This window comes from Pseudoclavibacter sp. VKM Ac-2867 (assembly GCF_015351275.1).
Classification (GTDB): Bacteria; Actinomycetota; Actinomycetes; order Actinomycetales; family Microbacteriaceae; genus Pseudoclavibacter.
In genome coordinates this window covers 1-23,324 of sequence record NZ_JADKSL010000023.1, presented here as the reverse complement: position 1 = coordinate 23,324, position 23,324 = coordinate 1, and the positions used below count along the sequence as shown (strand labels likewise).

Annotated in this window: 23 protein-coding genes; 7 read left to right on the top strand and 16 right to left on the bottom strand. The window is 65.5% G+C overall.

Features of this window, described 5'->3' with window-relative positions; translation table 11 throughout:
* Positions 1-98 precede the first annotated feature (98 nt).
* Positions 99-1,898, bottom strand: a complete 1,800-nt coding sequence (locus ITJ67_RS17275) for an HSP90 family protein (protein WP_194678464.1) — start codon at positions 1,896-1,898, stop codon at positions 99-101.
* Positions 1,895-3,430, bottom strand: a complete 1,536-nt coding sequence (locus ITJ67_RS17270) for a hypothetical protein (protein ID WP_194678463.1) — start codon at positions 3,428-3,430, stop codon at positions 1,895-1,897. The genes ITJ67_RS17275 and ITJ67_RS17270 overlap by 4 nt, the downstream gene beginning before the upstream one ends.
* Between ITJ67_RS17270 and ITJ67_RS17265 the strand changes: the two genes are divergently transcribed.
* Both ITJ67_RS17265 and ITJ67_RS17260 read left to right on the top strand, forming a co-directional pair.
* Positions 3,413-4,327, top strand: coding sequence for a hypothetical protein (locus tag ITJ67_RS17265; RefSeq protein ID WP_194678462.1), 915 nt, complete (start codon positions 3,413-3,415; stop codon positions 4,325-4,327). The two genes, ITJ67_RS17270 and ITJ67_RS17265, sit on opposite strands and share 18 nt — an antisense overlap.
* A 244-nt stretch (positions 4,328-4,571) precedes the next feature.
* A complete protein-coding gene (locus ITJ67_RS17260) occupies positions 4,572-5,693 on the top strand; it encodes an MFS transporter (protein WP_194678461.1) in 1,122 nt (373 codons plus the stop codon).
* On the opposite strand, the gene ITJ67_RS17255 is transcribed toward ITJ67_RS17260, so the two are convergent.
* Positions 5,684-5,863 (bottom strand): hypothetical protein, encoded by a 180-nt coding sequence (locus ITJ67_RS17255; RefSeq protein ID WP_194678460.1) that lies wholly within the window; start codon positions 5,861-5,863, stop codon positions 5,684-5,686. The genes ITJ67_RS17260 and ITJ67_RS17255 overlap by 10 nt on opposite strands.
* Here ITJ67_RS17255 and ITJ67_RS17250 point away from each other — a divergent pair.
* Complete coding sequence (locus ITJ67_RS17250; RefSeq protein WP_194678459.1) at positions 5,862-6,911, top strand: HNH endonuclease family protein; 1,050 nt, start codon at positions 5,862-5,864, stop codon at positions 6,909-6,911. The two genes, ITJ67_RS17255 and ITJ67_RS17250, sit on opposite strands and share 2 nt — an antisense overlap.
* 506 nt (positions 6,912-7,417) lie before the next feature.
* Here the strand turns inward: ITJ67_RS17250 and ITJ67_RS17245 are convergent.
* The 6 genes from ITJ67_RS17245 to ITJ67_RS17225 form a co-directional block, all read right to left on the bottom strand.
* Positions 7,418-8,257, bottom strand: a complete 840-nt coding sequence (locus tag ITJ67_RS17245; RefSeq protein ID WP_194678458.1) for a hypothetical protein — start codon at positions 8,255-8,257, stop codon at positions 7,418-7,420.
* Positions 8,258-8,618: 361 nt separating this feature from the next.
* The gene (locus ITJ67_RS17240; RefSeq protein ID WP_194678457.1) at positions 8,619-9,680 is read right to left on the bottom strand and encodes a hypothetical protein; all 1,062 of its coding nucleotides are present in this window, start codon (positions 9,678-9,680) and stop codon (positions 8,619-8,621) included.
* Positions 9,681-9,775: 95 nt separating this feature from the next.
* Positions 9,776-10,882 carry a hypothetical protein gene (locus tag ITJ67_RS17235; RefSeq protein WP_194678456.1) on the bottom strand — a complete coding sequence of 369 codons (1,107 nt, stop codon included), beginning with the start codon at positions 10,880-10,882 and terminating at the stop codon, positions 9,776-9,778.
* A gap of 1,359 nt (positions 10,883-12,241) precedes the next feature.
* A complete protein-coding gene (locus ITJ67_RS17230; protein WP_194678455.1) occupies positions 12,242-12,781 on the bottom strand; it encodes a hypothetical protein in 540 nt (179 codons plus the stop codon).
* A 1,282-nt stretch (positions 12,782-14,063) separates the two neighbouring features.
* Positions 14,064-14,195: a hypothetical protein gene (locus ITJ67_RS20050; RefSeq protein WP_267238570.1), complete on the bottom strand. Its 132-nt coding sequence runs from the start codon at positions 14,193-14,195 to the stop codon at positions 14,064-14,066.
* 145 nt (positions 14,196-14,340) lie between these two features.
* The gene (locus tag ITJ67_RS17225; protein WP_194678454.1) at positions 14,341-14,754 is read right to left on the bottom strand and encodes a hypothetical protein; all 414 of its coding nucleotides are present in this window, start codon (positions 14,752-14,754) and stop codon (positions 14,341-14,343) included.
* An 87-nt stretch (positions 14,755-14,841) separates the two neighbouring features.
* On the opposite strand from ITJ67_RS17225, the gene ITJ67_RS17220 reads away from it, so the two are divergent.
* On the top strand, positions 14,842-15,048 hold the full coding sequence (locus ITJ67_RS17220) for a hypothetical protein (protein WP_160071836.1): 207 nt from the start codon (positions 14,842-14,844) through the stop codon (positions 15,046-15,048).
* 19 nt (positions 15,049-15,067) lie between these two features.
* Here the strand turns inward: ITJ67_RS17220 and ITJ67_RS17215 are convergent, their stop codons facing one another.
* Together ITJ67_RS17215 and ITJ67_RS17210 are read right to left on the bottom strand one after the other, a co-directional pair.
* The gene (locus ITJ67_RS17215; protein ID WP_160071837.1) at positions 15,068-15,394 is read right to left on the bottom strand and encodes a hypothetical protein; all 327 of its coding nucleotides are present in this window, start codon (positions 15,392-15,394) and stop codon (positions 15,068-15,070) included.
* 68 nt (positions 15,395-15,462) lie between these two features.
* The gene (locus ITJ67_RS17210; protein WP_160071838.1) at positions 15,463-15,705 is read right to left on the bottom strand and encodes a hypothetical protein; all 243 of its coding nucleotides are present in this window, start codon (positions 15,703-15,705) and stop codon (positions 15,463-15,465) included.
* Between the two features lie 165 nt (positions 15,706-15,870).
* Here ITJ67_RS17210 and ITJ67_RS17205 point away from each other — a divergent pair, with 165 nt between their 5' ends.
* A complete protein-coding gene (locus ITJ67_RS17205; protein WP_194678453.1) occupies positions 15,871-16,761 on the top strand; it encodes a DUF5996 family protein in 891 nt (296 codons plus the stop codon).
* 43 nt (positions 16,762-16,804) lie between these two features.
* Here ITJ67_RS17205 and ITJ67_RS17200 read toward each other — a convergent pair whose 3' ends face one another.
* Together ITJ67_RS17200 and ITJ67_RS17195 are read right to left on the bottom strand one after the other, a co-directional pair.
* Positions 16,805-17,023 (bottom strand): DUF3263 domain-containing protein, encoded by a 219-nt coding sequence (locus tag ITJ67_RS17200; RefSeq protein WP_160071840.1) that lies wholly within the window; start codon positions 17,021-17,023, stop codon positions 16,805-16,807.
* An 87-nt stretch (positions 17,024-17,110) separates the two neighbouring features.
* Entirely contained in the window at positions 17,111-17,674 is a 564-nt protein-coding gene (locus ITJ67_RS17195; protein WP_160071841.1) for a hypothetical protein, read from the bottom strand.
* A 143-nt stretch (positions 17,675-17,817) separates the two neighbouring features.
* On the opposite strand from ITJ67_RS17195, the gene ITJ67_RS17190 reads away from it, so the two are divergent.
* Positions 17,818-18,021 carry a hypothetical protein gene (locus ITJ67_RS17190; RefSeq protein ID WP_160071842.1) on the top strand — a complete coding sequence of 68 codons (204 nt, stop codon included), beginning with the start codon at positions 17,818-17,820 and terminating at the stop codon, positions 18,019-18,021.
* 87 nt (positions 18,022-18,108) lie between these two features.
* Here ITJ67_RS17190 and ITJ67_RS17185 read toward each other — a convergent pair whose 3' ends face one another.
* Positions 18,109-20,511, bottom strand: a complete 2,403-nt coding sequence (locus ITJ67_RS17185) for an ATP-dependent DNA ligase (RefSeq protein ID WP_194678452.1) — start codon at positions 20,509-20,511, stop codon at positions 18,109-18,111.
* Positions 20,512-20,604: 93 nt separating this feature from the next.
* On the opposite strand from ITJ67_RS17185, the gene ITJ67_RS17180 reads away from it, so the two are divergent.
* The gene (locus tag ITJ67_RS17180; protein ID WP_194678451.1) at positions 20,605-21,588 is read left to right on the top strand and encodes a Ku protein; all 984 of its coding nucleotides are present in this window, start codon (positions 20,605-20,607) and stop codon (positions 21,586-21,588) included.
* A 143-nt stretch (positions 21,589-21,731) separates the two neighbouring features.
* Here the strand turns inward: ITJ67_RS17180 and ITJ67_RS17175 are convergent, their stop codons facing one another.
* Together ITJ67_RS17175 and ITJ67_RS17170 are read right to left on the bottom strand one after the other, a co-directional pair.
* Positions 21,732-22,610, bottom strand: coding sequence for a hypothetical protein (locus tag ITJ67_RS17175; RefSeq protein ID WP_160071845.1), 879 nt, complete (start codon positions 22,608-22,610; stop codon positions 21,732-21,734).
* A 112-nt stretch (positions 22,611-22,722) separates the two neighbouring features.
* Positions 22,723-23,223, bottom strand: a complete 501-nt coding sequence (locus ITJ67_RS17170; protein ID WP_160071846.1) for a DUF456 domain-containing protein — start codon at positions 23,221-23,223, stop codon at positions 22,723-22,725.
* Positions 23,224-23,324 lie beyond the last annotated feature (101 nt).

Below are 23,324 nucleotides of genomic sequence, written 5' to 3'. Positions count from 1 at the left end.
CCTGTGCGAGGTGACGTGAGCTCCCAGCGCACGACGGATGTAAGAGGATGACGACTTCGACCAACTCTGGGGTGTCCCACGCGGCAGCGACGGTTTGTTCACTCGGTCTCGGTATCTCCCGCCGCGGTCATCAGCGCCTGCAGGGCCCGGTTGAGGAGCACCGCATCTTGTGGCTGGAGGCGCTCCCCCGCGGTGAGCCTGCCGATGACGTAGAGGCCGGCGATCGCCTCCTCTCGAACGTAGCGATCCTTGATCGTCCCGAACGCGCGCACAGAAGTGCTTCCGACGTTAACGACCAGGCGTGGGCCGTGCGGCGCAGACGACTCAGCTGGCGTGACGAGATCGCTGAGGAGGTCGCCCCAGGCGTCATCGCCGTCGGCTTCGTCTTCGCCGGCTGCGCCGAACTCAGCGTCCCCGGAGGCGCCGACGAACAGCACCGGCACCGTGACGGGCGAGAACTCTCGGAGGTCGAGTGCGACCCCGAGTTGTTGCAGCACCGGGCGCGCCTGCTCCTCAAGTAGCTGGGCCGCAGTGTCCCCGGCAAGCGGACGCTGAAGCTCATCGATGAAGCGCCCCGCATCGAAGGCTCGCAGCCGTGCCCCTCGAAGCGGACGCTCGACCAGACGTCGCAGGATTTCACGTCCGTAGACATAGGAGGCGTTCACGAGTGGTGTCCCGCGCGCGGCGAGAATCGGAGCGAAAGCCGTGAAATCGGTCATCGAGGTCGTATAAAGCACCACCTCCGTGCGGCGCCGCATCTGCGCCAGGGTCTGGAAGCCCTCGTTGGTCTCCCACTTCACGCTCTGCGACACGAGATCGAGCATGTCGTCGTCGCTGACCGCCATCGCCATCAAGCCTTTGGCGTGAACATCCAAGAACCTAGAGAACCCGGCAGGATCGTTCTCGGCGAAACGCTCGATGCCTTCCCGGATCTGTATGCCCACCTGCTCTTTGACGGCGTCGATGGTGACCGAATCTTGAAGGGCCTCGCGGGATGCCGTGAGCGGCAGATCACCGGCTTCCACGACGAGGCGCACAAAGTACGCCCAGGATGGAACCAGTTGCACGCTGCTGTCGGTGACGAACATGCCCTTCGAGTAGACAGTGTCACCTCGACGCGTGCCAACCTGACCGGGGCTATCAGCGATGAACGCGAGCCCACGCACCCCCGCGCCGGGCACAGCGACCGGGAGGATTGCGAGTGGCCGGAATCCCAGCTCCTGGTGCGCCCAGTCCTCCATCTCCTGTGCGCTGCCCCGCCAGGGCTGCGTCCGCTGGCTGACGATCTCAGCGGGCAAGATGGGGCCGCGATGGAGCGCGACGGGCAGCTCGAGCAGTCCCGCGAAGCGCTCTGCCAGCAGTCGCACTCGATGCGGTTGGGTCCATTCCCACTCGTCGGGTCGGGCCTCTACGCGCACCTCCGTGCCTGGCTCAGCTAGGGGTTCGGTGGCGGGGCTGATGGTGAACGTGCCGTCCGCGCTTCCTACCCAGCTGATCGTGGCCGCATCCGCAGTCCGGGCGCTGCGAGAACGCACCTCGATGCGGTCCGCGATCAGGAAGCAGGACAGCAGCCCGATGCCGAACTGTCCGAGGTACTTGCGCCGGGTCCGAGCGAAGTCCTCGCGCTTGCTCGACGCGCCGATGGTCGCGAGTACGTCGCGCATTTCCTGTTCGGTGAGGCCAATGCCCTGGTCTCGGACGATCACCGCCCCGGAAGCTTCGTCGACGGTGATGCTGATCTGCTCTGGTGAGTCCGGATCAATCTCGTGCCGTGCAACCACCGCATCCCGAGCGTTCTGTATGAGCTCACGCAGGTAGACCCTCGGGCTTGAGTACAAGTGGTGGGACAGGATGTCGACCAGTCCGCGGAGGTCGACGAGGAAGCGCTCGTCGCTCATGCTCGCGCCCCGAAGACCCGGTCCTCGTTCAGCCAACGGTCGTGAAGATGCGTGCTCCACCCGTTGTGGCCGTTGCGCTCGTCGAGACGGCGTGCGATTCTCTCGACGTCATTCCTCAGTTTCGCTCCCCGCGGGTCGTTCGGGGCTCGGTCTCGGAGCACTCGGCTCGCGGCCGCGAAGAGTTCGATTTCCGTGCAGTCACCCTCAACTGCCTCGGTGAGGAGCGCGTCCACGACCGAGACGAGATCGACATCTGCGTCTGTCAACGCCTCGAGCATCGCCCAGCCGGGCAACTGCTCGATCTCCTCGGTGGCACCACCGACCGACTCGAGCAGCGCAGCCAGTTCGGTCGCGCCGGAAGGGTCACCGTCGCGCACCCGCATCCAGCACAACCAGCCTGCCGCACCGCGGCGCTGCAGCTCGTTGCCTGCTTCCGCGACGCGGATAGCCGCCTTCCGGGCGATGTCGGGGAGGGTCAGTGCCGTCTGCCGGACTGCGACGAGGTCGAGGATGTTCCGATCGAAGGGCTCCTCATCGGCAGCGAGGCTGGCGAACATGCGGTCGGTGCGTTCGCGCAGCTCCACTAGGTCGCCGTTGTGGGCGGCGATCTCCGCTCGAGCGAAATGGACTCGAGCCTCGGAGCCGCCTGTCCACGTCCGGAGCTGATCCTCGACTTCGATGACCGCGTCGACCTGCGCCCATGGCACGCTGGGCGTGGAGACACCGTCGAGGAGCGCGAGGAGGAAGGCCGAGGGCGCGAACCCGCGGTACGTGGCGTTCACCGCCGTCGGGTCGGTCGCCAGGGAACGCTGCGCACGATGGTAGAGGTCGACGACCTGGCCGTTGGCGCCGAGCATCGACGACTGCAGTGAGTGAAACAGCGGGACACAGAAGCGTGTGGTTGCGCAGTGAAGGCGTTCTCCCTCAGCCTCGAGCTCGGCAGCCAGCGCATTCGTCTCTTCCATACTCGCTGTTGCCATGAGCTCACGGAATCTGTCGAACAGAGCCGTGTATCTCTCCCATAGGGACAAGGGGATGCGGTCTTCGCGCACCGAGCCTTCCCTTGTGAGCCACCCAGCGGAGAGGATCAGCAGCGCACGCTCACTTGGGTCTCCCCAGGTCTCGTCGTCCTGGACCGCACTCGGCGTGGGCCGGGACTCAAGGCCCGCCCACCAGAAGTCTGCGAGCTCACGGATGTGCATGTCGGTCGCACCGCGCCGGTCGAGGGCAGCTGCAGCCTGCTGCGCGAGAAGTCGGATCAAGCCGCCCTCGTCCCCATCAGGGTCGGCGAGGAGTCGATTTCGCGCCACCGCGGCCAAGGTCTCCGCGTCGCTCTCGTCCAACGACAGATTGCGCAAGACGTCGTCGACAACGAAGAGGGCTGCGTCGGGACGATGCTCCAGGATGGGGATGAGCTGGCAGGCCACTGCCTCGCGGACGAGGACCTCGATGCCGACGCCATCGAGCAGTTGATCGGCGATGGCGCGGGCCTCAGCGACGTTGCCGGAGCGGAGATGGAAGAACGCGAGCATGGCGAGCACAGGAATCGCTTCGATGCGCTGCTGAATGTCGAGTCGATCACGGTCGATGCCCACCATCCGAAGTCGCTGCTCGAGTGTCTCGGTGGCGCGCTTCAGGTCGAAACTCGCAATAAGCGGCAACTCGATTTGGATGACACCGAGATCGTCCGCTCGCCATTCCTCACTCGCCTCGGAACGCCACCGCTCGATCCAGTCGGCTGTTTCGCGGCCATCGCCGCGGGCCGAGGCAATCGCTGCTCTGGCGACCAGGACGCCAACCGGGTCGGTGCCTCGCCTGCGAACTTGAGCCTCGACCAGATCGATGACTCGCGTGAGCTGCTCGAGTGGCAGTGTCGGATCGTTCAGCATGGTGAGGGTACTCGTGGCCACTGCGTTGAGCATGCGGGTGACGTTGCTTGGATGAACCAGGTCGCCGTAGCGGTCGAGGTGACGCATGAGTCGAGCGAAAGCTGTCAGCGCTTCGCGTGTGAGACCGCCGTCACCGTAGGTGACGTGCAGGTCGAAGAGCGCGCTGGCGATGAGGGGCGGCAACTGCGCACGTTCACAGTCACCGATGAACTCCTCAAGGGCGTCAACCTTGCCCATATCGTTCGGGAGCGCCCAGAGGCGATGACTGCGATCGTAAAGCGCCTGAACGCGCTCGCGCTGCTCCCCCTGAAGATCCTGCAGGTCTGCGTAACCGATCATGTGGTCCTCCGAGTACGAGTACGTTTCGACGCGTTCCTTGAGCCGAATGAGATGCCTCGGATCAACCTAGCCGCTGTCGACGAGGCCACTCATCATCCGAAACCAGTCGGCCACTCCTCACGAATCGTCGAGTGGTCACGCGACCTTCGGGGCCCCGACCACGGACGGCCCCCGAGGCGCCATGTCGACCTCGAGTCATGAGGGCAAGGGCGGTGGTGCGAGAACCGCGGGGCGCTGGGATGACGCTGCAGGCGGAGCGCAAGGATCGACTGCTCGCGGGCGATTGCCAACGTCGATCTGCGATTCTCGGAACCATGTTGAGCAGCAGGCTGCCCCGCGCACGAACGACTCCCCCAAGACGATGAGTGACTTCTCTGACGCGGAGCATCGGCAGGTCTATCGGAGATTGATGCGAGACCGGCGAGTGGTCGGTCAGCTCGCCTCGGTGTTGTTCTCAACAGTGCCCCTGGGAATGTTCCCGGTCGCCGTGGTCATCACCGTTCACGCCTGGACCGGGTCCTTCGCCATCGCGGGTTGGACGAGCGCCGCGTTCACGTGCGGTACCGCAGTCGGCCTGGTCGGCCAGGGATACCTCATCGATCGGGTCGGACCACGCAAGACCATCACCGCCGCAGCTGCGACGTTCCTCATCGCGGTCCTCGCGCTCGTCCTCTCTGGCCGCTCCGCTTCTTCCTCGACGGCGGCGTTGCTCATCGCAGCCCTTGTCGCAGGGGTCTCACTCCCGGAGGTCACGACGGCGGTCCGAGTCTGGCTCGCAAGATCCTCGCTCGGTCCAAGAGAACGCGTCGCGAGCTACTCGCTGCTGGGGGCCTGCTTCCAGACGGGCCTGGTCTTCGGGCCGCTCCTCGTGAGCATGTTCGTCCTCGTCGCCAGCCCGGACGTCATCATCTTGATGATCGGCAGTATCGGCGTGCTCGGCGCCGGGTACTTCCTGCGCATCGCTCGTCGTGACAGCGTGATCACGGCAAGCGATAGATCACGCGGACCTCTGAAGTGGCAGCACGGCCCGATGCTGTCGATCCTCACCGTCGCTGTGGCTACGGGAGTCGTCGGAGGAGTGTTGATTCTTGCCATCCCCCGGGTTGCCGAGGCAAACGGCTCCATCGACGCATCAGGATTCTTGTTCGCCGCGTTGGCCATTGGTGAGGTGGTCGGTGCGGTCGCGTACGGCGCCGTCCGATGGTCCGTACCTCCGAGCGTGCAGCTGATGTCGGCTCTTGCGTTCACCGGAGTGATGCTCACGTTGTCCGCATTGACGCTCGAGAACCTGTGGCTGTTCGGGCTGCTCCTCTTATGCATCGGCGCGGCTGCCGGCCCCATCGCCGTGCTCCTGGCGTCAGCGACGGAGAACGCCGCCGACGCGGGCTCCATCGGAAGAGCCTCCGGTCTTCGGATCAGTGTCTCGCTCGCGGCTTCAGCCGCAGGAAGCGCGTTCGCTGGCGGCACCAGCGCAGCACTCACGGCCCCTGCAGTGCTCCTCATTCTTGCTTTGGTGCTGGCCGTCTCGGCAGCACTCCCCCTCTTCGCTCGACGGGTCTACGTGTAGGCCCAGGTCTTGCTCGCACGCCACGGGGACCTCACACGGAACGAGCACGCCTCGCGGAGCAGGCAGGTCCACGCAGCGAGACTTGCGAGCTGCCCCGGCGCCTCCTGTCCCACTCCGCGCGCGTCCGCCGCGAAGAGCAGTGAGCCGCCCATATTCTTGCTGACAAGCATGCCTTTCTCCTCCCTCCTCCGCTCGGGCGCCGCTAGCGCGTTGCTCGCCATAACCGCCACCACCGCCGCCGCCTCCCCCGCTCTGGCCGCACCGGACACCGTGCACGTTCCGGTCGCGCTCGACGTGGCGAAGAGCAACGTCGCGCCGCTCATCGACGCGGGATTCGCGTCTCAGGTGGACGACGCCTGGTACGTCGACGGTGCTGCGGTCGCGGCTGCCGCCGAGGGGCTGCGGACGGTCAACTCGTCACAGACGGGCTACGACCGCGACCTGTTCAAGCACTGGTCCGACCCGGACGGCAACGGCTGCGACGCCCGCAACGACATGCTCCAGCGCGACCTCACGAACGTCGTCCTCCGCGACGGCAGCGACTGCATCGTCGAGCGAGGAACCCTCAACGACCGGTACACGGGCGAGGCGATCCCCTTCACCCGCGGCGTCGCCACGTCCGGTGCCGTCCAGATTGACCACATCATCCCGCTCGCAGCGGCCTGGACCGGTGGTGCGAACGAGTGGGACGCGACTCAACGTGAGGCCTTCGCGAACGACCCGATGAACCTGCAGGCCGCCGAGGGCCGGGCCAACTCAGCCAAGGGCATGCGGCTCGCGTCCGAGTGGATGCCGACCAACACCGCCTTCCACTGCACGTACCTGGCCCAGATGACGAACGTGCTCAAGGCGTACGACCTCGGGATCACCCCCATTGACCAGGACGCCATCATCAACGGCGGCACCATCAACGGCGTCTCGTTCGCCGGGGTGAGCTCGTGCGCCCTGCCAGCGGGCGCGGTCGTGACCGCGCCGTCGGCCACGACCGTCGAGACGATCCAGGTTACCGCCGCCCCTGAAGCGACCAGCACTACAGTTCCGGTCGGGGCTGAGACACCCGCCGCCGTCGCGCCCACCGAGGCCGCGCCCGAGGTCGAGGCTGAGTCCCCCGTCCTTGCGACCACCGGCGATGCGGCACTGCCCTGGACGCTGGGGCTGGCCGGCGCAGCGCTCGTCGCGCTGACCGCGCTCGTGCTCCAGCACCGCCGCAGGGCGTAAAAATCCTGGACAATGCGTTCGTCTCGTCCCGTCGCTTCATGCGCCTGGCGGGGTTCGTCGTCGTCCCCGCATAGGTAGTCCACAACGACCAACCAGACCCTCGGAGCCTCCGATGACCACCGCGACACGCAGAATCCCAGCTCTCAATATACCAATCGAGTTCGAACCTACTGTTGATCACGAGTTCGCAGAGTCCATCTCATTCGGACGGGGGGCTGGCGTTCGGGCTAGTTGTGGCTATCGCGTTTTGGACGATGGTGATCGAAGTTGAACGGCGACGCGCTGACGGTTGCGGACTCCGCCGTGATCTGCGTTTGCCCGGTCGCTTCCACGCCAGCAAGCAGTCGAAGAAGGCTCTCACGAACCCGCTATTCGTAAACCTGGAGTTTCCGGACTCGGGGTTCGGGTTCGAGTTCGAGTACACACTGGAATGATGTGATGTCGCTTCAACGGCAACGACCGAGGCATCAGGCATCCCCGACACCTCGGTCGTTCTTCGTGTGGCGTTACCCGACTGACTTACCGTAGACGTACTGAGCCGTCGCGGTGGGCGTGAAAAAGCTGACCCCGTAGACGTAGTTGCCGCCAGTGATGCTCCCGACAGCCTTGACGTCCTGTGAACCGGCGATCCAGCTATAGGCGGGTCCTCCGCTGTCACCTTGGTCTGTGACCTTGCCGTTTCCATTGTTGCCGGCCTGCCACAGACTGCCGATGGTGATCCACTTCGCAACCGTCTTCTTTGGCTGGAACACGAAACAGCCGACACACATCGTCGAGGATCCAGGTACCTGACTGTTACCGTATGCGGTCCATGATCCGGTCCAGTTGCCGCTGAATCCGATATCTGCTCCGGTGGAAACTCCCGTGGTTCCGCGCGTATTCGTCACGTTGCTGCCGACTGCCTGGGGGCCGCGGTACATCTTCGTGGCGAAGTCGCCGAATATGTTGACCGGCTTCAGAACCATGAGGTCGATGGCAGCAGCAGAGCTCAGCAGATTTGAGCTGGTGTCGCCGATTTTCGCAGCGATTACGGAATTCGTGAACCTAAAACCGTTCATGCCCTGGTAGTTCCCGTTCATCGCGCAATGTCCAGCGCTCAGGCCTCCGACTCCGTGGACCTTGGAGCCCAAGCTGTAAGGAAGCCCGGCGGAATCTGTCAATCCCCCTCCTGCTTTGAACGGCGTAGTGTCGTGGCCCCTGTCGTAGTGGAGTTCACCGATCAGCCCAGTGATGACAGCGTCCACCGGCGGCGTTGCGTAACCGGCCTCGCGGGTGCCAGCGGTGACGACCTCCTGTGCCCGAGCTGTCACTGCTTTCGTATCTGCGGTTTCATTGATTGTGACCACAACGCTGCCGCGGACGATGTCGATGTTATAGCCGAGAATTTCTGGAGGGGTCTCCCGTTCCCGGGGAACAAGGCCGATGTCGTCGATTGCGAGCAGACCCTGACACAGGGGCCCAAGAACCCACTCGAGATGGGCAGGTAGATCCGGTTCTTCGAATCGAAGTTTCGGGCCTGGCTCAGGACGTTGTTATCCGGAGCCAACGAGGGCGAGGCACGATCACCAGGCTCAGGAATGGTAAGCATCGCTCACGAGACGAGGCTGCGACGTCCTCTCCGCAATGCTCCGAGACAGCAGCATCGACAAACCATTCCTTGTCATTGCCGCTTGGCAAGAATCATAGGGACACCCTTCACAGAGTGTCCTACGGCAGCAGGTGAGCCAGCAGCTGCGATGCGGCCGTTCCGACGTAGATCGTGTCCGCGGACACTGCAAGCGACGTTGGTGCTGGCGCGTCGACCGTGACGACTCGCTGGAAGGTCACTGCGCCGTCCTCAGATCGGAACACCGCCCCCCGCGTGAGCGTGAACAGCTCGGAGCCTCGCACGTCAAGGTCCAGTACCGGTAACCCGTCTGGCATCTGCACTGCGCGAAATGCCCCGTTCTCGGTGTCGAGAATTCGCAACCCCGAACCGCTCGCGCTGACAATCTGTGTCCCGAGCACCTGCAGGTGCTGCGGATTTCCCGACGCGTGCAGCTCGCTCACGCCCCCGGGTAGTGAACGCCAAGCGCCTGACGTGGAGTCGAAGAAGCGGAGGGGTTTGACCGTGGATGACCCCCGCGCCTGGATGTGGGGCACACCGCCCACCACGGCGATCCAGTAGTAGCGATCATTGCCGAGGGCAGGATCGTTGTCTCCCTGGAATGAGACCTGCCAAGGGCCCGCGCCAACGCGACGCCAGACGGTCGGGGCCCCATTCCCGCCCCCCGCTGCCGCTCCGACAGCCCACTGACCAGACGACGATTGCATGGCAACGTCATAGACGTGGTACGACGGCCCAATCGGTGACTGGTTCCAGGTGAGCCCGCCATTGTCCGTCCAAGAGAACCCTCCGTTGGGGTCCAACGGGTCCAGCGGAACGTCCTGGAGCGGGTCGATGTTCGGAGCGACCAGCCCCCAAGGGGCTGGCCGGTAGACGGCGATCTGGTGCGTGTAGGCGTTGTGGCGGACACCGAGGAACATTCGCGAGTCGAGGTCAAACGGATTGATTGAGATCGGCCCGGTATTCGCGTTGTAGTCGCCGAATCCGGCGTAGAGGGCATTCTCGAAAATCTCCAGCTCGATGATCCGTCGTCCGAGCGACGTCGGCTGAGCAGCTGCCTGCGGGTGGACTCCGAGGAGAGTCCACCCTGCAGAGGGCTGCGACGCCGACGCCGCAGGGACAGCGGTCGCCGATGCGATGATCGGCACGGACCAGATCGCCACGCCGCCCATCGTTCGCCTGGTAAGAGTGCTCGGCTGGTGCGTCCGCAGGGGCCCGCGACCGGTCGTTTCACGCCTACCGTGACCCGCATCGTGCACTAGACGCACCAAACAACGCGGACATACCCGGGGTGCCCGCGGCCGGTCCCGGGCGCCAGTCCGGCGGAGATCAAGCTGGCCTGCGTGACACTCAGCGTTCCGCCATTCCCAGTCGGGTCGCTGCCGGGGCGCGCGAAGGAGGAGCCTGCTGCGCCGCTGCCAGAGCCAATCTGAAGGAGGGTTGAACCCTGGAAGTTCGCACCAGCGAGGCCGCCTCCGCCGCCGCCTGCGAACCCACCGCCACCTCCGCCGCCCGCTGCACGGAACTCGTCCCCGTTGCTCAACCGAGCAGAGCCATTGCCGCCGTTGCCGCCGCCTTGCGCGCCCGTGCCGTTGTTGCCGCCGGCGCTGCCTGCGTTGCGCACGACGCCGGTCCAGTTGCTGTTCGCCGCGTAATTGGATGCCCCGCCGCCGGCACCGCCCGTCGCGCCCGACCCGCCCAGAGCTGGACTGACGGCGAAACCGACCCCCGCTGAGGCGGTGCCTCCAAGGCCAATGGCCCGCCCGTTGCGGTTGACGCCGTTGGCTTGTCCGTAGGCGAACCCGAACTCGGGGGCTCCAAGTGCTCGCTTCATGTCAGTAGTCCCCACCGTGAATTGGCTGACGCCGCCACCGCCACCGCCGCCTGCGACTACGATCGGGGAGTTCGTGGAGAACAGGATCGCCGAGCCACCGCCACCTCCACCGGGGCCCTTATCTACTTCAATGCTCCGGGGACCAGGTGTTGAGTTCCCACCGTTCCCGTATCCCGTTCCGCCGGCCGCAGTCGTGCCGTCGGTGGTAATGGCCCCACCCTGCCCGACCACGATGCGCAGTGAGAGGGTCGAGGTGAGACCGCTGAGGTTGATTCGGCCCACCGATCGAGCGCCGGGATTCGGTCCGCCGCCGCCCGCACCGCGCACCTCGAAGTCGAGGTACCCGGTTCCCGGTGACACGTTGAGCGTGTAGGTGCCAGGTACGCTCCAGTCCAGAGCACCCGGTGTGCAGCCCGACGCAGAAGCAAGCGGGGCTGCGACTGCGGCGGCAAAGACCGGCACGCTCCACGCTGCGCTCTGCACCATCGTGCGACGGTCGATGTTGCGTGTTCTGCCCTGATGTTGATTCATGAGGATTCCTTGCTTTCATGCTCTGTGTGGACAGACCGGGAAAGAGCATCCGGTTGCCGCTCGTTGAGCCGGGTCCGTCGTGGCGATATCGGCGAGGATTTTCCCCGCCTGTGGGCCCACGCTAGGGGCCGCGGAATCTCGCGCATCATCCGAACGCACATCGAGCCCGCTTCTGCGTCCTATCGCCCAGACTGTGCGTTTTCCGTTCTCTTCGACGGCCGTTGCAGGCCCGAGCGGGCCCCGTCAGCGGCCCAGCGCAGTGGCCAGCTGCGTGGGTCGCAACTGCGCGGTGGTGGTCCTGGGATGCCAGGCGCGGACACACGCGGACGACTTCCGCGAAAGAGACGCCCTCGAGGGTGCGCGCCCAGAGAGAGTGAACTCGGTCAGTGGCCTCGCTCCGGGATCGCCAAGCGGCGGGTTCAATCCTTACTGCTCACGGAAGAGCAGTCTTGGCTCGTGCACCTGCCCGCAATCGACCATCTGCAGCAACCTGAACGACGACCACACGACGACTTCGAAGCGTCGGCACTCGATGGGAGTCGCCCCCTGGAGACCGCGCCCCCCTCCACGCGCGCAGCAGACTTTCTCAGTTCTTCCAGCCCTGCGGCACCCGCGAGGAAGAGATCACACGCAGCACCCTCAGCGAGGTCCGAACGCGAGTCAGTGGAATTCACCTGGACGGACAACGCGCGCTCGATGAACGCATCGTCTCTCCCCTCAAGCGCCTCGACCCTGTATGGGGGCACGAGCTCTCAGGCCGAAGCACGTCATCGTGCAAGGCCCACGGCGCGCTGCCCAGAGGTGCCCACGGCTGAGCTGCGCCAACGCGACCGGAGACGCGCTTTCCGCCTCCCCCATTGAGTGCGCCGACGGACCCAGCGAGGAACGCAGAACGCGATCTGCTGGGGCCTGTGGTGAGAGGCAGAAATCCTTGTCGAACTCGACGGCACAGGCGCCCTGTGGGAAAGCGCGAAGCACCGGTCCGCTGTCCGCGGAATGAGCGTGTCCGTCTCGCGGACAACGGATACTCCAGCGGCGGCCCCATTGCATCAGATGTCACCAGGCACGCTGCGAACGGCTGCTGCGAGTCGACGACGACGTCGGTAGACCAGGTGTGCCCAGGGGAACGCAGCGATCAACTTCCGCAGAGCCGAGACAGCTTCGGCAGAACCGGCTCTGACCGAGACATCGTTCACCGCGGCAGATTCCGGTATTTCGAGAACGCCTCATTCGCTTGGGTTCGAATGTAGCCCTCGCTTCCCGGGATTGAGAGACGCTCACTGTTCGCTCGGGCCACAACCCCCGGGAGTACCGCAAGGGACGTTGCTCAGCGCGCCGAGCACGCCAGGTGACCTGTCTCTAGCAGGCTCCCGGAGCGGTGAAGGAGAGCGCGCTGATCGTCACGTACTGCCATCCGAACGGGTCGCCACCCACGTAGTCCAGGCGCGTTCCCGTTGCCGGGACCGCGCCCAGGTCGAAGGTGTCACGGTAGAACGTCGTGGGGCTGCCAGCTGGAACGCCATTCGTGTTCACCCGACGGAACGGATCCCCGATCGTTCCGGTGCCCGACGCGTTGCCGTAGCTTGCAACCACGGTTGCGGGCGCATCCAGGAACGCGATCACGTCATCGTGATCATTGGACTTATTGATGTCGTCGAGCGTGATGCGGAAGTTCGTGACGTCAACAGCCACTCCGGCAGCGTTGATGATCTCGAAGCTGATCCGTTGGAACACCGGAAGTGCAGTGCTGCCTGCTGGGCGTCGCTGGTTCAAGATGAGCGGACCGGCCGGGCCGGGAACCGTGGATAGCTGGTCATTGCCGATCCAAGTACGGGCGCTCTGCGAGAAGTTGTAGAAGCTGGATGCAGTTCCGAACTGGGCGTTCTCGGACTGTGCCATCGTGACCCGCACACGATAGGCCGGGGTTCCGGTTGCGAGCGTCACGCTATTGACCGCCGACGGGAAGCCAGTCGAAGAGCTGGTGCCATTCGTGGCAACCGTGGTGAAGTCAACGCTGGCGTTGCACAGCTGACTCGCCGAGGCATGAGGCACTGCGACTGCGGCCGCAATGACCGGCAGAGACCATGCCACGCTCCCGACCACGGTGCGGCGGGGGATCTGGTTTGAAGATGATTCGGACATGGGTTCCTTCTGGTTGCGAAGAGGGGGACGACTGGGCAGGGCACACGCCCAGGTCAAAAAGTGGCACTCAGCAAGAGGTGTCGTCCAGACGATAGGTGTTTGGCTAGGTATCCGAGCAAGAAACTGGCACGTCTGCGCTTGAGTGCACCAATCGTTCGTAAATCGGTCGACCAGACTTCGCGCCAGTTGATAGCCCGGGCGTGACAACGGGTTCCGTGTCCTGGTTCGGCCCGGACCTCGCATCGAGCTGGGCATCCTCGCACGCACAACCACACACTGCGGCGGTGTTCGCCCTTGCCACCGGACGACAGGACTCGAAACTCGGTGCCTCGTCAGATCACCCGCCGTCCCCGTCGATCACCGGCCAGACATCGGAAACGACGCCGACTTCGGCAGACTCGGCCAACGCTCGTCGCATGACACACGGAGGAGAACCTCGATCCTGCCGTCACTGCAGTTGACGGCAGGGATGGGTTCTGGGCTTGCAGGGCATGCGCAATCGATATCGGCTGCGCCTGATGTCGGCCACGATCGTGTCACTTTCAGCGCTGAAGCGCAGTTGCAGTCTGCGTTGCGACTCCGTGAGGCGCTTGGCCACGGTCCCGGCTTCAGCTCCGGATCGGCGGCGTAAGACGAACGTGCGCCCTGGGACGCCAGGTCTTGGGGACCGGCCGTATCGAATGGCAGGTCGATGGGCACGAGGACGACGTCGTCCCGCTCTGCTTCTGCCACGGGCTCGATCGTGGATACCCGGGTGCAACCGCTGCGATGTCGTCCCGGGAGAGCGACGCGGTGCTCGGCCCGCACTCACAGTGCGGGTTGCACTGTTCGAGAACACGAAGGACGTGCGGGACGCCGACTGGGCTTCGACCCGCAGCAGGCTGCAGCTGGTCGGCGCAACGTTTGCCGAGACGGCGATGAAGGAGGGAGCTCGCAGTGCGGTGAAGCTGACTGGCTGGTCGCGGTCGGTGCGGTTCACGGGGACGCAGCTGGAAACTCTGCGGGCGACGCCGGCCAGCGGCTCGGTCGACGACGAACTTCAGGTGAGCTCCTGGAGGATCCTCAAGAGCAGAAGGACAAGCGTCACGATAGTCCCGAGCACGGACACGCTCGCTGCGGCGATACCAAGGCGGCGCCCACGACCGCGCGGCACGATCGTGAATACGGCCATGATCGATGCGGCGAATTGGAACGGCCAACCGAGGACGAATACCGGCGGAATGCAGCTGAAATAGAGGCCGGTCAACGCCAGGAAGAGTGCGGCCAGCGCGAGGCGGGTTCTGTCCGGACCGAGTCCTCGGCTGGCCGTCGCGAGTTCACCCCTCGGCGCATTCAAGGGCTGCAGATGAGCAGGGTAGGGGGTTTCCGGGTCGAAGGGCTTGCAGGGCGCGAACTCGATCGGCGTCGAGGGTGCCGTCACGTGCCCGTGCAGCATCGCTCATCGCAAGAGCGTCGTTCCCGCGTCCTGCTGCCTCATGCTGCATGATCGCCCAGGCGAAGAGAGCTCGCTCGAGAGGGGTCGACCGTGTCGCCGTGTCGAGGGTCCACCCGAATGTCGTGAGGAGCGCGATGCCGATGAGTGCGAGGAGCACCGCCCCTCCCGGCTCATCCGGCTTGACGACAAGAAGGACATAGCTGGTGCCAACACTCCCGGCGCCAAGCAACGCGCTCACGGCGATCTGGGTGCTCCAGTACCCGTTCCCCGTTCGTGCGTTCGCAACTTTTGCCATGGCGCGATCCTAGGCGGATGACGCGGCGGGACAGCGTCCCCGTAGTGCTCACAGCCACGAGGTTTGCTGCCGAGCAAAGATACGTGGATGACCTTCCCGTTATTCGGCCTCATCCTCGGCGCCGTGGTGCTTCTGAGTGGTGTTCTGCTCCTCACGCCGCTCGGACGAAAGCGCCGAGCTGTCGTGACGGTCGCGATCGTCCTGTTGAGTGCGGGAGCACTCGCCGGCCTCGAGGTCACGGCAATGCTCTTCGACGTCGTCTTCAGCTCGGATTGGCTGCCCGATCAGGGTTAGCGACTCGGGGCGGAGAGAGTCAGAACACCGGTCGGTCAGCCGTGGAGACGACAACGGCTGCGACCACGGCAAGAACTGAGACTGCGCCAGACGCAGCCCAGGTCCACCGCGGCACGGTGCGTCGCGCGACAAGCAGGAGCTGCGCGAGAAGCGCTAGGGCGGCGAAGGCAGCAACCACGGTCCCGACAATCGCCGGCTCGAACACCGCGAGCTGCTTCGTGGCGACCCCAGTGGCACCGGGCGCCGAGTACCACGTCACGCCGATCTGGCTCGCGACGACGACCAGCGAAAGCGCAGCGATGAGAAGCAGGCCGAACGAGAGGATGACGCGCTGGGCCCGGGGCATGGCCTCAGTATGCAGATGTCCATGCCCGGCGTGCAACGGCGCGCAGGAAAAGACGTGCGCGCATTCGCTCATGCGCCGGTGTCAGTACCAGCATCTCCGTCATCGTCCGCGCCGGCCTTGCCGCGGACCGCAAGAGACCAGACGATTCCGATGAGGATGCCGGCCAGAGCTCCGATGCCGAGACCGATGGACCAGCTGTCCAGGATGAGTGCGAGAGTCACGCCGATCAGGAGGCCGAGGGATATGCCGACGCTCATCTGCGTCGATCCGTTCACACCACTTCTGGCACTTCCGCGTTCTGCGTCGTCCATGTCGTCTCCCTTCGTTGCTCTCCAAGCTATGCGCTCCCAGCCGGCCCACCATCGCCTGTGAGGGGGAGATCACTCACCCCTCTGCATGAGACTCTGCTCACCCCGAGAGGGAGGTCAGTCGCATGCGTCTGGCCGCGGCGCGGTCGCCTCGGCTATCGTCATGGCGTGACCGACAGACCTCTGCTCACCGTCGACAGCTGGACCGACACCCGAGACACCCTCCATCGTTGGCTGCAGATCGTCGGAAAGATCCGAATGGTGAGCACGCCACATGTCAACCACTGGTGGAACGTGACACTGCACGTCACCCCGCGCGGGCTGGGCACGGGCTCGCAGGTGCACGGTGACGCGATCTTCGACATCGAGTTCGACTTCACTGCGCACCTGCTCGTCATCCGTCACAGCGACGGCGCCGAACGCAGGCTGCCGCTCGTGCCGATGACGGTGGCTGAGTTCTCGGCTGGGCTCTTCGAGCTGCTCGCCGAGCTGAACCTGCACCCTCGCATCCACGGGGCCCCGAACGAGGTCGAGCTCGCGATTCCGTTCGCCGAGGATACGAAGCACTGCAGCTACGCCCCAGACGCGGCGCACGCGTTCTGGCGGCAGCTCGTCGACGCCGACCGCGCGCTCTCGCGATTCAGGGCCGAGTTCACCGGGAAGGTGAGCCCAGTGCACTTCTTCTGGGGTGCAATGGACCTCGCCGTCAAGCGTTTCTCCGGACGAGAAGCCCCCGAGCATCCGGGCGGCGCTCCGAACTGCCCCCACGAGGTCATGATCGAGGGCTACTCGCACGAGATCTCGAGCGCGGGTTTCTGGCCCGGTGGCGGGCGCGAGGGCGCCTACTACTCGTACGCGTACCCCTCACCAGCAGGCTTCGCCGAGGCGCAGGTTCCGGACGGCGCGTACTGGGACGACACGCTCGGCGAGTTCCTCCTGCCCTACGAAGCGGTGCGGGCATCCGCTGATCCGGATGCGCTTGTGCACGCCTTCCTGACCGCTACCTACAACGCTGCGGCTGCGCTCGCCGAGTGGGAGAGCATCACTCAGAACGCATAGCCTCGGGCACCAGTGCGTCGGAGCACGGGCCCAGCTGTGGATCTCAGCGGCGGGATGCCTGCCCGCGCCGCTGGTTCCAATAGCGGTAGACGAGCTCGGGATACTCGGCCATGACGTCGACGTCGGCGACGAGCTGTTCGAGTCGGGCCTCGTAGCCGTCAGGGGTCAGGCCGAGCGCTCGGATCTTCTCCAGCTTCGAGACGTTGCGCTCAGGATTCGCGGTCTCGAAATCGAGGAGCGCCCTTGCTCGTGCGGTGATCATCTCCGCAGGATAGGTCACCACATAATCAAGGCTCCAGTTCTTGATTTCCGCCAGCGTTTCGTGCATGCGGGGAACCGGCAAGCAGTCCTAACCCGCGACGGGACGAACGCCGACGAACTGCATCCGGTCTTCGCCGTAGAAGCAGGACTGCAACGCGAAGTCGCCTTGCAGCCCGATGAGGGCCTCAGTCGTCTCCCAGTGCTTTGCCGTGTGCCGCACGTCGACGACCTCGAACGTTCCGGGTTGCCCTTCGACCTCGAACTGCGTGCCGACCTCCCAGTTCAAGACGACGTCGCCCCCGCAGTTGTTGTGCGCCGCGTAGACGGCTGGGACTCCGACGGTGTTCCGGTACGAGGTCATCTCGATGAAGGAGCCGTCGCACACGTCGAGTTCGGCTTGTCCGCCCTCGACGCCGAGTCGCACCGCCGGGAGCTGCACCTCAGCCGCGACGTCGTTCACTGCAGCTTTGACCTGACCGTATCCGCGTTCGACCGTGGTCGGTGCGAAGAGCGACGCCGCGAGCACAGCCGCCCCAGCGAAGATGAGGGCCGTGCCGAGCACGCCGAGCACGATATTGCCGAGTGAGCGTCGCCGGCGTCGCTGCGACGCCGCTCGTGCGTGGGCAGGCGGCGCGGGCCGGGTGCTCGTCATAGACAGCGGTCTCCTCAAGGTCGGGCGATGCCGATTCTCCACCAGCACCTTATGGTCTCCGTGTGAACGGATGCGCGACCAGCGCTGGAGGGGCCCGTCGCGCACTCATCTTCGTCTCGGCTGGTATGCGTACGGTCGATGTCATGTCAGATCAGCACGCGAACCCAGAGTCCGAGAACGACGCCGCCCTCGAAGAGACCAACGAGCGGCTCGAAGCCGAGTCGATCCAGGGCCTCGGCACCGGCGAACCGAACCAGGAACGACCCGACCAGCCGCCGACGCAGGTCCGCGACGACGCCGCACAGCACCGCGACGACACGATTCCGCCCGCCGGCGTCAACGGCTGAACGGTCACGAAGGCCGGGTCCGCGTTGGCGGGCCCGGCCTTCGTCGTCCTCAGCCCAGTTGTCACCGTGCCGTTTCACAAGCGGAGCTCAGTCCCCCGCAGGCTCCACGTCGGCGGGTGATTTGTCGGGTCGCCATCCTCGCCAGCTCGGCTGCCGGAGCCGTCCGCCAGTGGTCCACTCAGCGAACTCGACCTCGCCGACGAACACCGGAGCTACCCAGACGGCACCCCTCGCGTCCGATGCCGGAATTCCCTCGAACGGCGGCGTATCTCTCACCTCCGGGTCGAGCTTGCCGAGCGCTCGCTCCAGGTCTTGGTCGCTGAAGCCGGTGCCGACCCGTCCGACGTAGCGAAGCCCGTGGGCCCCGGGAACGCCCAGGAGCAGTGAGCCGATTGCACCCGACCGGCGGCCGCGCCCCGGTCGCCACCCGCCGACGATCACCTCCTGGGACCTGTGGTGCTTGACCTTGATCCAGCTATCTGAGCGCCGCCCTGGCCGGTAGACGCTCTCGAGACGCTTCGCCATGATGCCCTCCAGCCCGAGCTCTGCACTGCTGGACAGGGCGAGTCGGGCGTCGCCCGTGATCGCCGGTGGCACCCGAAGGCCGTGCACTTCCCGCACGGCCTCCTCGAGCAGTGCACGGCGCTCGACGTATGGCCGACGAAGCAGGCTCTGAGAGTCGACTTCGAGCAGGTCGAACGCGAAGTACTCGACGGGCACGTCTTTCGCACCCTGTTCGATGTCCCTCGGCGTTCGCAGGCCCATCCTCGCCTGCAGTCGACCGAAGTCCGGTCGTGCCCTACGGTCGAGCGCCACGACCTCGCCATCCACAACCACCGACCGGCCCACCGTGCTCGCCCTCAGCGCATCGACGACTTCCGGATAGACCGTCGTCACGTCGTTGCCGTTCCTCGTGTGCAGACGGATGCCATCCGGCTGCACGGTGGCGACGATGCGGATGCCGTCCCACTTCATCTCGAAGGCCCACTCCTCCTCGTCCTCGAAAGTGCCCTTCTCGCGAGGCGTTGCGAGCATTGGCGCTATCGAGCTCCCGGCGCCACCTTCCTTACCGGGGCCGTGGCGCTTCGTCTTCGGAGTCTTCGTCGAAGGGCTTTCACGCTCCATCCGGTGCAGCAGCCAGGTGTCCTTCTCGTCGTTGCTCCCCCGTGTGCGGATGAGGGCCACCCGTGTCGGCTGGCCGAGCCCGCCCGCGGCCGCGCCGTGGAGTGTGACGATGACCTCCTCGCCGTCCCGCCACTTCTCGAGATCGTAGGTGCCGGAGTCCCAGAGATGCACCTCGCCTGCCCCGTACTCGCCTCTCGGGATCGTACCTTCGAACGTTGCGTATTCGAGCGGGTGGTCCTCGGTCTGGACCGCGAGGTGGTTCCGCCTGGTCTCGGGGGGAATGCCTTTCGGGACTGCCCAGGACACCAGCACGCCGTCGCGCTCGAGGCGGACGTCGTAATGGAGCCGCCGCGCGTGGTGCTCCTGGATGACGAAGCTCCGCCCGTCCGAGGACGGTGGGGCTGCCTTGGGCATAGGCTCGGTCGTCTTCGCGGCATCGCGCATCGATCGGTAGCGCAGCAGCCGGTCCTCCTGGCCCGCCTCGGCAACTGGGGCGAGGGGATCCGGGCTCGTGCGCATCCGCTCCAGCACCTCGGCGAACTCCAGCTGCCGAAGCCTGCCGGAGGCGAGCTCTCGCCACGTGCGCGGAGCGGCAACCGTGGGGCGTGCGCGCCCGCGAAGCGAGTAAGGAGCGATCGTGGTCTTCGCTGCACTGTTCTGGCTCCAGTCCACAAGCACCTTGCCCGCCCTCAGAGCGGTTCTCATCTCGCTCACGACAAGCTCGGGGTGGTCAGCCTCCAGCGCTCTCGCGAGCTCGTGCGCGACCTGCGATACCTGTTCGGAAGTGTGGGTTCCGTCAAGGGCCGTGTAGAGGTGGATCCCCTTGCTGCCGCTTGTCACCGGGACCGGGTCGAGCCCCATGTCCCTCAGGATGCGGCGCGAGAGACGCGCGACCTCGGCGCACTCCAGGAGTCCGGCGCCCTCCCCCGGATCGAGGTCGAGCACCATTCGGTCCGGATTCAGAGCTGCGCCGTGAGCCGAGAAACGCCACTGCGGCACGTGGATCTCGAGCGCCGCGACCTGGGCGAGCCAGGTCAGCGTCGCGACATCACGGACGATCGGATACTCGTTCCTGTGGTCCCGGTGATCGATAGCCTCTCGCGGCACCCAAGCCGGCGCGCTCGCCTCGAGGTCCTTCTGGAAGAAGACCTTCCCGGGATGCTCTGCCGTGCCGACGCCGTCCACCCACCGCTTCCGAGTCACCGGTCTCTGCCGGATGTGCGGAAGCATATAGGGCGCGATCTCCGCGTAGTACGCGAGCACCTCGGCTTTTGTCGTGCCGGAATCGGGGTACAGCACCTTGTCGAGGTTCGTCAGGGTCACCCGGTGCCCCTCGACCACCACCGTCTGCTGGGACGTCGCCATCGGCCCAGGATGCACCCGACTCCTGAATCGCGGACCGACGAATACACAGCCTCGACCCGGTTTCCGGCGTGACTCGTCGGCTGTACTGGGCGCATGAGATCCATCTGGAAAGGCTCGATCGCCTTCGGCCTCGTCAACGTGCCCGTGAAGCTGTACAGCGCCACCGAGGACCACGACGTCCACCTGCACCAGGTCCATGACAAGGACGGCGGGCGCATCCGCTACCAGCGACGTTGCGAGGTCTGCGGGACGGTCGTGGACTTCGAGCACATCGACAAGGCCTACGCCGAGGAGGACAGGACCGTCGTGCTCACGGAGGAGGACCTGAGCTCACTGCCGGAAGAGCGCAGTCGTGAGATCGACGTCGTCGAGTTCGTGCCGAGCGAGCAACTCGACCCGATCATGTTCGACCGCAGCTACTTCCTCGAACCCGATTCGAAGTCGGCGAAAGCGTACGTTCTGCTGCGCAAGACACTGGAGAAGACCGACAGGACCGCCATCGTGCACTTCTCGCTCCGGCAGAAATCACGACTGGGCGCGCTTCGGACCCGAGGCGACGTGCTCATGCTGCAGTCCCTGCTCTGGGACGACGAGGTGCGCGAGGCGAAGTTCCCGGCCCTCGACGAGCGTGTGAGGATCTCGGCGAAGGAGCTGAAGATGTCGGCGTCGCTCGTCGAGTCGTTCGCTGCCGACTTCGCGCCGGATCGCTTCACCGACGACTACCAGGAGCAGCTGCAGCAGCTCATCGACGCGAAGCTCGCGGAGGGGGACGCCCTCGACACGGCGGCGACCTTCGGCGAGTCCGAGGATTCGGAACCAGGCGGCGAGGTGATCGACCTCATGGAGGCGCTTCGCAGGAGCATCGACAAGGGCAAGACGACACCTGCGAAGAAGGGCACCACGGGGAAGGCGAGGTCGAACGCGGCCTCGGTGGGAAAGAGCGGCACGAAGAAAGCAGCCGCGAGAAAGGGCGGTGCCAGCAAGACGACTCCCAAGAAGGCTGCTCCCAGGAAGTCGAAAACCACCAGGTCGAAGCCCAAGAGCTCTGTCACCGCGAAGAGCTCGAAGACCGGGTAGGCGGGTTCCTCGTCAACCGGAGCGGCGCACGTGCCTGATTTGGCAGACGCGCACCAACTCGGCCGTGCTCGGCACGGAGGGCCGGCGGCAGTGCATCACCGCAGTGCCGCTGGCTCTCCGGCATCCGGGCGTGCGCCCGAACGTCAGGTGCTCGGTGTGCTCCCCGATTCGGAGGTGGGCGTCGGCTCCCCCGTCGGTTGCGGCTCGCTGGGACCCTCGGTCGGCTCCGGAACGGGAGGATCCGTCGGCGCCGGCGTCTCTTCGGGCTCCGTCGGGGGCGTGCTGCCACCAGGACCGTCCGGGACGGGCTGGGCCGTCAACGCCGGTGGTACTGGCTCGGACGGTGCTGGGGCCTGGGTGGGCTCGTCTTCTCCAGAATCGTCCAGCGGAGGCTCCGGTGCGTTGGTGTCCTCCCCCTGCTGGGAGTCGACAGCTGCGCTGTGGGAGCTCTGAGCTGCGGTGCCCTGGCGCACGACCGCTGAGATGCCGCTCGTGCGGGCACGGTCGTCGGCGGCGTCACCCAGTTCGATGAGCGCTGCGTCGTAGGCCGTGAGGATGTCCGCCGATGCGAGCGTCACCTGCAGGCGATGCTCACGACCCAGCGCGAGCGTGCTCGTGGCCATCCCGCCCACTGCGTTCTGGAGCGCCGTGTATGCCGTCTGCAGCGAATCTGCTTCCGAAGTGGTCGCACTGAGCGCGTCCTTGACCTGCTTGAGGGCGTCCTCCAGAGCAGTCTTCTGCGCAGATCCCACGCGCTCAGCGGGCAGGCTGGCAAGCGGCTGCGCGAGCATGTGCAGGTTCACGACATCGCTCGAGTTCGCCGTCGATGCAGCCATACTCGTCGTATCAGGGACAGCGACGGTGTCGATCGGCTCGGCGACGTTGGCACCCTGACCGCTCGAGACCGTCAGCGCAGCGACCACTGCCCCCACGGCGATGACGCTCATGGTCGCCGCGGCGAGCTCACCAGGGCGCTTCTTCACGAACGCCAGTACGGCGTTCGAGGTCTCCCCGTTCGACATACGGCTCCTCCGAACACGATCTGCTCTCGCGCTCAGAACGCGGACAGCTTCACCCAGGGTATGGGGATCTGCGCAAAAGGCGAAGTCAGACCTGCCCGCGAGTTCAGGAAACTCAGAGCCAGACGAAGTGGACGAAGATCGAGATCGCGAGAATCGTAGTGGCGACGAGCGCGCACATGAGCTCGATGACCATGCCGAGGCCCAGCGCCTTCACTGCGGTCCAACTCGAGTCGAGGGCTGCGCGGAACTCCCGCACCCTCCAGTACTCCGACGCCACGAGACCGACGGCGAACCCGATCGGAAGCCCGAACGCCGGCAGCACGAACAGCCCGATGATGCCGACGCCGAGCCCGATGAGCACGGAGCGATTCGGGACCTGCTTCTTGCGCAGGCCGCGCCCTGTGAGCACCCAGCCGATGATCATGCCCGTTATGAGCAGTGCGGCGCCGACCGCGAACGCAGCCCAGACCGGCCAGGAGCCGGCGAAGATCGCCCAGACGAGGAAGCCGATGACGATCGTGATGCTGCCTGGCAGCACGGGAACGATGATGCCGATGATGCCGATGATGGCGAGGATCACGGCGACGATTGCTGCGATCACAGGTGCGCTCATGCTCTCAACCGTATCGGGTCGCCGAGCCCCTCCCTTGGGAGAGTAAAGCCCCGGGCGAGAAACGAGAACGGGGGCCGTGCATCCACAGCTGTGGATGCACG

Excerpts from the sequence above, each read along its gene's own strand:
- ITJ67_RS17275 (WP_194678464.1), bottom strand. The coding sequence starts at position 1,898 with ATGAGCGACGAGCGCTTCCTCGTCGACCTCCGCGGACTGGTCGACATC.
- ITJ67_RS17265 (WP_194678462.1), top strand. The coding sequence starts at position 3,413 with ATGGAAGAACGCGAGCATGGCGAGCACAGGAATCGCTTCGATGCGCTG.
- ITJ67_RS17270 (WP_194678463.1), bottom strand. The coding sequence starts at position 3,430 with ATGCTCGCGTTCTTCCATCTCCGCTCCGGCAACGTCGCTGAGGCCCGC.
- ITJ67_RS17250 (WP_194678459.1), top strand. The coding sequence starts at position 5,862 with ATGCCTTTCTCCTCCCTCCTCCGCTCGGGCGCCGCTAGCGCGTTGCTC.
- ITJ67_RS17255 (WP_194678460.1), bottom strand. The coding sequence starts at position 5,863 with ATGCTTGTCAGCAAGAATATGGGCGGCTCACTGCTCTTCGCGGCGGAC.
- ITJ67_RS17235 (WP_194678456.1), bottom strand. The coding sequence starts at position 10,882 with ATGAATCAACATCAGGGCAGAACACGCAACATCGACCGTCGCACGATG.
- ITJ67_RS17230 (WP_194678455.1), bottom strand. The coding sequence starts at position 12,781 with ATGGCACAGTCCGAGAACGCCCAGTTCGGAACTGCATCCAGCTTCTAC.
- ITJ67_RS20050 (WP_267238570.1), bottom strand. The coding sequence starts at position 14,195 with ATGGCCGTATTCACGATCGTGCCGCGCGGTCGTGGGCGCCGCCTTGGT.
- ITJ67_RS17225 (WP_194678454.1), bottom strand. The coding sequence starts at position 14,754 with ATGGCAAAAGTTGCGAACGCACGAACGGGGAACGGGTACTGGAGCACC.
- ITJ67_RS17220 (WP_160071836.1), top strand. The coding sequence starts at position 14,842 with ATGACCTTCCCGTTATTCGGCCTCATCCTCGGCGCCGTGGTGCTTCTG.
- ITJ67_RS17215 (WP_160071837.1), bottom strand. The coding sequence starts at position 15,394 with ATGCCCCGGGCCCAGCGCGTCATCCTCTCGTTCGGCCTGCTTCTCATC.
- ITJ67_RS17210 (WP_160071838.1), bottom strand. The coding sequence starts at position 15,705 with ATGGACGACGCAGAACGCGGAAGTGCCAGAAGTGGTGTGAACGGATCG.
- ITJ67_RS17200 (WP_160071840.1), bottom strand. The coding sequence starts at position 17,023 with ATGATCACCGCACGAGCAAGGGCGCTCCTCGATTTCGAGACCGCGAAT.
- ITJ67_RS17195 (WP_160071841.1), bottom strand. The coding sequence starts at position 17,674 with ATGACGAGCACCCGGCCCGCGCCGCCTGCCCACGCACGAGCGGCGTCG.
- ITJ67_RS17190 (WP_160071842.1), top strand. The coding sequence starts at position 17,818 with ATGTCAGATCAGCACGCGAACCCAGAGTCCGAGAACGACGCCGCCCTC.
- ITJ67_RS17185 (WP_194678452.1), bottom strand. The coding sequence starts at position 20,511 with ATGGCGACGTCCCAGCAGACGGTGGTGGTCGAGGGGCACCGGGTGACC.
- ITJ67_RS17180 (WP_194678451.1), top strand. The coding sequence starts at position 20,605 with ATGAGATCCATCTGGAAAGGCTCGATCGCCTTCGGCCTCGTCAACGTG.
- ITJ67_RS17175 (WP_160071845.1), bottom strand. The coding sequence starts at position 22,610 with ATGTCGAACGGGGAGACCTCGAACGCCGTACTGGCGTTCGTGAAGAAG.
- ITJ67_RS17170 (WP_160071846.1), bottom strand. The coding sequence starts at position 23,223 with ATGAGCGCACCTGTGATCGCAGCAATCGTCGCCGTGATCCTCGCCATC.